This is a genomic window from Variovorax sp. P1_G12, assembly GCF_056405555.1.
In genome coordinates this window covers 1-1,692 of record NZ_JBFUBW010000090.1, presented here as the reverse complement: position 1 = coordinate 1,692, position 1,692 = coordinate 1, and the positions used below count along the sequence as shown (strand labels likewise).

The following is a 1,692-nucleotide window of genomic DNA, read 5'->3' as shown; positions in this document are numbered from 1 at the left end:
GTGTGAAAACACTTCGTTGATCTCCTCACTCCAAATAAAATCTGCCAACCCGTCAGAGCGAGGTGGCGCATGAAGCGATTCATCGAAGGCGAAGACCGACAGCAGGTCGCGTTGTTGCCGGAATGTCTTGATGACTATATCGGCGAAGACAACCCGGTGCGAGTCGTCGACGCTTTTGTCGAAGAGCTTGACCTTCAAGCCCTGGGCTTCAAGGGTGTTGATCCGGCGTCTACCGGTCGACCGTCGTATCACCCGGCGGTGCTGCTCAAGCTCTACATCTACGGGTACCTGAACCGCATCCAGTCCAGCCGGCGCCTGGAACGCGAAGCCCAACGCAACGTCGAGCTGATGTGGCTCACTGGCCGGCTTGCCCCGGACTTCAAGACCATTGCCGACTTCCGTCACGACAACGGAGCGGGCATCCGCAACGTCTGCAAGCGCTTCGTCGGCATGTGCCGGGAACTCAAGCTGTTCACGCAGGCCATCGTGGCCATCGATGGCAGCAAGTTCAAGGCGGTCAACAGCCGGGACCGCAACGTCACGCCAGCCAAGATCGACGCGCGCCAGCGGCAGATCGAACAGAGTATCCAGCGTTACCTCGACGCGCTGGAGACCGCCGACCGCACGCAGCCCGCGGAGGTCGAGGCCAAGACCGAGCGGCTGCAGGACAAGATCAAAAAGCTTCGCGAGCAGATGCGCCAGCTCGACGAGACCAAGGAGCAACTGAAGCACGAACCCGATGGCCAGCGCTCCACCACCGATCCAGACTCGCGCTCGATGAACTCGCAAGCCAAGGGCTCGGGCCTGGTGGGCTACAACGTGCAGGCGGCGGTCGATGCCAAACACCACCTGATCGTTGCGCATGAAGTGACGAACATTGGCAACGACCGCGCGCAGCTGAGCAAGATGGCGAAGGCGGCGCGCGAGGCGATCGGCAAGACCAAACTGCAAGCCCTGGCGGACCGCGGGTACTTCAACGGCACCGAGCTCAAGGCCTGCGAGGACACAGGCATCACGACCTTCGTACCCAAGCCGATGACCTCGAACGCCAAGGCCGAGGGACGCTTCGACAAGAGCGACTTCATCTACATCGCGAGGGATGACGAATACTTATGCCCCGCAGGAGAACATGCAATCTATCGGTTCAGCACGTTCGAGAGCAATCTGAAGCAGCACGTCTACTGGACCAGCGCCTGCCCGAGGTGCGCGATGAAAGTTGATTGCTCGACCAGCAAGTACCGGCGCATCCGTCGCTGGGAGCATGAGGAAGTCCTGGAGCGAGTTCAGCAGCGGCTTGATCGCAAGCCTGATGCCATGACGTTGCGAAGAAGTACCGTGGAGCACGTGTTCGGCACGCTCAAGCACTGGATGGGCTGGACACACTTCCTAACGAAGACGCTGGAGCACGTCAGCACCGAGATGAGCTTGCACGTGCTGGCTTACAACCTCAAGCGGGTGATCGCCATCCTGGGCATGACCAGAACGATGAAGGCGATGAAGCTGGCGGGGGCGTGAGCGCTTTTAACGACGGCTGAGGGTGGTCCAGAACATCACGAACAAGACGAATGCGCGTTCGCGCGGCGATGAGCACTGGATGGCATCAGCAGGCTCAATGACGGGACCTGTGGTCTCGTGTTCGGCATACTGTTGTGCCAATTGCGTTTCCACACGGCCTCGGCCAGGCCTCGGCCA

Annotated in this window: 1 protein-coding gene; it reads left to right on the top strand. The window is 60.4% G+C overall.

The features are described from left to right. The first annotated feature begins 69 nt into the window (after positions 1-69). Entirely contained in the window at positions 70-1,515 is a 1,446-nt protein-coding gene (locus AC1D2O_RS37650; protein WP_477650724.1) for an IS1182 family transposase, read from the top strand. Positions 1,516-1,692 lie beyond the last annotated feature (177 nt).